This is a genomic window from Angustibacter aerolatus (genome assembly GCF_054776675.1).
Map to the genome: position 1 here is coordinate 1 of NZ_BAAHBM010000135.1, position 5,751 is coordinate 5,751.

At 73.7% G+C, this 5,751-nt stretch carries 4 protein-coding genes and 1 pseudogene; 3 read left to right on the plus strand and 2 right to left on the minus strand.

Features of this window, described 5'->3' with window-relative positions; all coding sequences use genetic code 11:
- Both ACYVI6_RS17830 and ACYVI6_RS17835 read left to right on the plus strand, forming a co-directional pair.
- Positions 1–492: pseudogene (locus ACYVI6_RS17830) on the plus strand (hypothetical protein); the annotation flags it as partial.
- A gap of 295 nt (positions 493–787) precedes the next feature.
- Positions 788–2,824, plus strand: a complete 2,037-nt coding sequence (locus tag ACYVI6_RS17835) for a M4 family metallopeptidase (RefSeq protein ID WP_460447655.1) — start codon at positions 788–790, stop codon at positions 2,822–2,824.
- 216 nt (positions 2,825–3,040) lie between these two features.
- Here ACYVI6_RS17835 and ACYVI6_RS17840 read toward each other — a convergent pair whose 3' ends face one another.
- Positions 3,041–3,745: a TetR/AcrR family transcriptional regulator gene (locus ACYVI6_RS17840; protein WP_460447652.1), complete on the minus strand. Its 705-nt coding sequence runs from the start codon at positions 3,743–3,745 to the stop codon at positions 3,041–3,043.
- A gap of 90 nt (positions 3,746–3,835) precedes the next feature.
- On the opposite strand from ACYVI6_RS17840, the gene ACYVI6_RS17845 reads away from it, so the two are divergent.
- Positions 3,836–4,708, plus strand: a complete 873-nt coding sequence (locus ACYVI6_RS17845; RefSeq protein ID WP_460447653.1) for an NAD(P)H-binding protein — start codon at positions 3,836–3,838, stop codon at positions 4,706–4,708.
- A 9-nt stretch (positions 4,709–4,717) separates the two neighbouring features.
- Here ACYVI6_RS17845 and ACYVI6_RS17850 read toward each other — a convergent pair.
- A partial coding sequence (locus ACYVI6_RS17850) for a lysophospholipid acyltransferase family protein (RefSeq protein ID WP_460447654.1) occupies positions 4,718–5,751 on the minus strand: 1,034 nt, incomplete at its 5' end.

Below are 5,751 nucleotides of genomic sequence, written 5' to 3' on the forward strand. Positions count from 1 at the left end.
CTCGTGCTCGCGCTCGCCCTCGCCGCCACCGGGCACAGGGTGCAGCCGGTGCAGGCGGCCGGCGTCGCCGCCCGCGCCGTCGACCTCGCGACCGACGACCGGGCCGACGGGTCGACCGGCGGGGACGACGTCGAGGCCGGGGCGTCGACCTCGACGCGACCCGCTGCCACCGGCCGGGCCGGGCCGGGACCCGCGAGCGCGTCGACGACGTCCAGCCGGTCGGTCGCCGTGCGCGTGCCGGGAGTGACCGTGTCGGCCCCGGGCGCCGGGGTCGCCGTCCCGTCGGTGGGCGTGAACCTGCCCGACCCGACGACGACCGGGGACCGGGGACCGGTGGTCACCGTGCCGCCGGCGTCGGTCACGCTCGGCGGCGTGACGATCACCGGGCCGAGCGTGCACCTGCCGCTGCCCTCGACCACCAGCTCCTCGTCGTCAGGCAGCCCGACGTCCAGCGGGTGCGTCGTCGGCCTCGGCGGCATCTGCATCGGCTGACCGACCGGTCCTCCGGCCGGGCTCCGGGAAAATCTCGACCAAGAACGGGTCAAGTCCGACCAACCGCACATGCCGGGCGCGATTGTCAACTCTTGCGCTGCCTGCAACCAGGACACGAGGGTCTGCCCGTCCCCCCGGGTGGTCGTCCGACCCCGACGGCAGGCCGGGCCGACGCAGGTTCCATCCCACTTCGCGGCACCCCCGACCCGGCGTGCCCACTGCCCGAGGAGATCCTGAGTTGAGACGAGTCACGAGCATCGGGGCGGTGGCCGTGCTGACGGCCGCCGGCGTCGCGATGGTGCCCACCGGCGCCACGGCGGCCAGCACGTCCGGCGAACCCGGCACGTCCCCGTCGGTGCGGGCCCACACCGCCGCGCTGGCCGACGCCCGCACCCGCACCGCCGCCGTGGGCCGGGCCCTCGGGCTGGGCAGCGGCGAGGCGCTGCAGGTGCGCGACGTCGTGAGCGACCGCGACGGCACCACGCACGTCCGCTACACCCGCACCTTCGACGGGCTGCGCGTCATCGGCGGCGACCTCGTCGTGCACGAGGCGAAGAGCGGCGCCGTCCGCGGTGTCGACCGGGCCGGCTCCGGCCGCGTCGCCGTCACCTCCACGACGCCTGGCGTCAGCCGGTCGAGCGCCCTCGCCGCCGGCCGCGAGAAGGCGCGCTACACCCCGACCGACGGCGCCGCCGAGCTCGTCGTCTACGCGGCGGGCGCGAAGCCGGTGCTGGCCTACGACGTGGTCACCGAGGGCGTGCGAGCCGATCAGACGCCGAGCCGGCTGCACACCGTCGTCGACGCCACGAGCGGCCGCACCCTCGCCAGCTGGGACGAGATCGAGACCGGCAGCGGGCGCTCGATCTACTCCGGCACCGTGACCATCGGCACCACCAAGGGCGCCAGCTCGTACTCGATGACCGACACCGCCCGCGGCAGCGGCACGACGACGAACCTGAACCACGCGACGTCCGGCAACGGCACGCTGTTCACCGACGCAGACGACGTGTGGGGCGACGGCACCACGGCGAACGCGCAGTCCGCCGCCGTCGACGCCGCCTACGGCGCGCAGCTCACCTGGGACTACTACAAGAACACCCACGGCCGCAGCGGCATCTTCGCCGACGGCCGCGGCGTCCGTTCACGCGTGCACTACGGCAACAACTACGAGAACGCCTTCTGGGACGGCACCCAGATGACCTACGGCGACGGCGCGAACAACGCCGACCCGCTGACCGAGATCGACGTCGCCGGCCACGAGATGAGCCACGGCGTCACCGAGGCCACCGCCGGCCTGGCCTACACCGGCGACGCCGGCGGCCTGAACGAGGCCACCAGCGACATCTTCGGCACCGCCGTCGAGTTCAGCGCCAACAACAGCTCGGACGTCGGCGACTACCTGATCGGCGAGAAGATCGACCTCAACGGCAACGGCACGCCGCTGCGCTACATGGACAAGCCCAGCAAGGACGGCTCCACGCCCGACTGCTGGAGCACCAACACGAAGAACCTCGACCCGCACTACTCGTCCGGGGTCGGCAACCACTGGTTCTACCTGGCCTCGGAGGGCTCGGGCGCCAAGACGATCAACGGCGTCGCCTACAACAGCCCGACCTGCAACGGGTCGACCGTGACCGGCATCGGTCGGGCCGCCGCCGAGAAGATCTGGTACCGCGCCCTGACGACGTACATGACCTCCACCACCACCTACACGCAGGCCCGCGACGCCTCGATCCGCGCGGCGACGGACCTCTACGGCGCCAGCAGCACCCAGTGCACCGGCGTCCAGACGGCGTGGACGGCGCTCTCCGTGCCCGCAGGCTCGTACTCCTGCAGCGGTTCTGGCGGCGGCACCGACCCGACGCCGCCCACCACCGGCAACCTGCTCGCCAACCCGGGCTTCGAGTCCGGCGCCACGAGCTGGACCGGTACCTCCGGACCCATCACCAACAACACCGGTCGCCCCGCGCGCACCGGCTCCTGGAAGCTGTGGCTCGGCGGCAACGGCTCGACCTCGACCGAGAACGAGTCGCAGACCGTCACCGTCGCCTCCACCGCCGCCGCCCCGACCCTGTCGTTCTGGCTGCGCACCGACACCGCCGAGAGCGGCAGCACCGCCTACGACACCATGAAGGTGCAGGTGGTCTCGGGCGGCACGACCACCACCCTGGCGACGTACTCGAACGTGAACGCGAACTCCACGTACACGCAGAAGTCGTTCTCGCTCAGCGCCTACAAGGGCAAGTCGGTGTCGGTGAAGTTCCTGATGTCCGAGGACTCCTCGCTGCAGACGAGCTTCGTGGTGGACGACACCTCTGTCACGAACGGGTAGCTCTTCCTTCTCTGGTTCCGGCCCGTCTCCTCTCTTGGGGGCGGGCCGGTTCCTTGTTCCTGGGCCTTCGTCCGGGGTGGCCGCTTTCAGGTTCCGACCGCATCGTCCTTGCACGGCCCCGTACGACCTCGGGTCTCCCCGCGTGCGCCCTCTCCCCGTCCGGTGCCGGTGACCGCCCGCTCGCTCGTCCTGGCTCGTCGGGTACGGGGTAGCTCGTCAGGTGGCTGTCTGCGCCGTGGTGGCTCGGTGCAGCCACTCTCGGAGGAGGGTGCGCTCGGCAGGGGTGAGGGCCGGGAGGTCGTCGACGGTCGTGGCGAAGGTGATGGCGAGGGTCCGGACGTCGTCCTGCCGGCTGGGTGGGGCGTCGGTGAGGATCGCGGCGAGGACGGCCTCGAGCACGGCGTCGGGCAGGCCGGGGTCGCGGGTGCCCTCGGGCGCGTGCTGCTGGGCGAGGACGGCGCCGGTGCCGGCGGCGTGCACGAGCTGGACGGCGCGCTCCTCGTCGACGCGGAGCAGGCCGGCGGCCGCCAGGCGGTGCAGGCGGGTGCGCAGCACGGCGATGCCGGCGGCGGTCGCGGGCGAGGGCGTGCGACGTCCAGGGGAGCTCAGCAGCGCCGACAGCTCGGGGTTGGCGAGGCCGAAGTCGACGTGCCGCTGCCAGGCCGCTCGCAGGTCGGCCACCGGGTCGTCCGTCTCCGGCGCATCGGCCTTCGTGCTCACGTAGGTCGCCATCACGTGCTCGGCGACCGCGTCGACCAGGCCGTCCTTGTCGCCGAACAGGCGGTAGATCGTCGGCGCCTGCACTCCTGCGGCCTGCGCGACGCCGCGGGTGGTGACGGCTCGCACCCCGCCCTCGCGCAGCAGCAGCACCGCGGCCTCGACCACGGCCTGGCGGACGTCGTCACGCGTCGTCGTGGGCACGGACCGACGATAACAGCGCCCTGCTGCCGTTGCTAACAATCGGTGCTAACGTCTGGGGCGTACCACTGGTAACCACCCCGGGAGCACCACATGATCGTCGTCACCGGCGCCACCGGCCAGCTCGGCTCGCGCATCGTCGAGCGCCTGCTCGAGCGGCTGCCTGCCGCCGAGCTCGGGGTCAGCGTGACCGACCCGCGGTCCGCCGCCGCCCTCGCCGACCGCGGGGTGCGCGTGCGCCGCGGCGACTTCACCGACCCGGCGACGCTCGCCACGGCATTCGAGGGCGCCGACCAGGTGCTGGTGGTGTCGGCCTCGATCCGCGGGCCGCAGGCGGCCGGAGCCAACGTCGCCGCCGTCCAGGCCGCGGTCGCCGCCGGCGCGCGCCGGGTGCTCTACACGAGCCACCAGGCCGCCTCACCCGACTCGCTCTTCGCGCCGCAGCTCGTGCACGCCGCTACCGAGCAGCACCTGGCGCAGGCGGGCACGCCGTTCACCGCGCTGCGCAACGGGTTCTACGCCAGCACGCTGGGCTGGTACGTCGGCGACGCGATGACGACCGGACGCTTCGCGCTGCCCGCCGACGGCCCGGTGTCGTGGACGGCGCACGACGACCTGGCCGACGCCGCCGTCGCGGCGCTCACCACCGACGGGCTCCTCGACGGCGTCACCGCGCCGCTCACCGCACCCGAGGCGCTCGACCTCGCCGACGTCGCCGCGATGCTCGGCGAGCTCACCGGCCGCCGCTTCGAGCGGGTCGTGGTCGACGACGACGCGTGGGTCGCGGGCGCCGTCGCCGCGGGGATGCCCGCGCCCGCCGCGGAGTTCACGCTCGGCATGTTCCGCGCCTCGCGCCGGGGCGAGTTCGCCGTCACCGACCCGACGCTGGAGCGGGTGATCGGCCGCCCGGCGACGCGCGTCGCCACCGTGCTCGAGGGGCTGCTGGCCGACCGCCCGGTCAGGTAGCGGCCGGCGTCACCAGAAGACGGACGGGCGCTGGGACAGCAGGGCGTACAGGGTCTGCTGGATCGTCTCGCGCACCTGGTCGGTGAGGTCGAAGACCAGCATCGGGTCGTCGGCGGCGCCCTCGTCGTGCCCCGACGTCTCGATCGGCGCGCCGAACTCGATGATCCAGCGGCTCGGCAGCGGGATCAGCCCGAGCGGACCGAGCCACGGGAACGTCGGTGTGATCGGCACGAACGGCCAGCCCAGCAGCCGGGCCAGCGAGGGGACGTCGCCGATCAGCGGGTAGATCTCCTCGGCGCCCACGATCGACACCGGCACGATCGGGACGCCGGTGCGCAGCGCCGCCGACACGAAGCCGCCGCGGCCGAACCGCTGCAGCTTGTAGCGCTCGCGGAACGGCTTGCCGACGCCCTTGAACCCCTCGGGCCACACGCCCACCAGCTCGCCGCGCCGCAGCAGCCGCTCGGCGTCCGGCTGCGTCGCCATCGTGACGCCGGTCCTGCGCACCAGCTCGCCGAGCAGCGGCGTCTGGAACAGCAGGTCGGCGCCGAGCATCTTCAGGTGCCGGTTGCCGGGCGTCTCGTCGTGCACGGCGAGCTGCGTCATCAGGGAGTCGAGCGCCAGGGTGCCCGAGTGGTTGCCGACCAGCAGCGCGCCGCCCTCGGTCGGGACGTTCGCGATGCCGCGCACCTCGACGCGGAACCAGCTGCGGTACAGCGGGCGCAGCAGCGGCAGCAGCACCTGCGTCAGCTCGGCGTCGAAGCCGAACTCGTCGACCTCGTAGTCACCGGACAGCCGGCGGCGCACGAACGCCAGCGCCTGCGCCACGCGGCGGTCGGCGTCGACCACCCCCGCGCGCCGACCCTCCGCGACCAGCGCCTCGACGAGCGTCTCGAGCACGGCCGCGAGCGCCGGCGGCAGCGACGGAGCGGACCCGGCCTGGGCGTCGGCGTGCGGGGCGCTCGGCTCGTGCGACGTCTCGTGCTGCGGTGGCTCGTGGCCGGCGTCGGGGGCGTGCAGGGGCCCGGGGCCGGCCGGCTGCG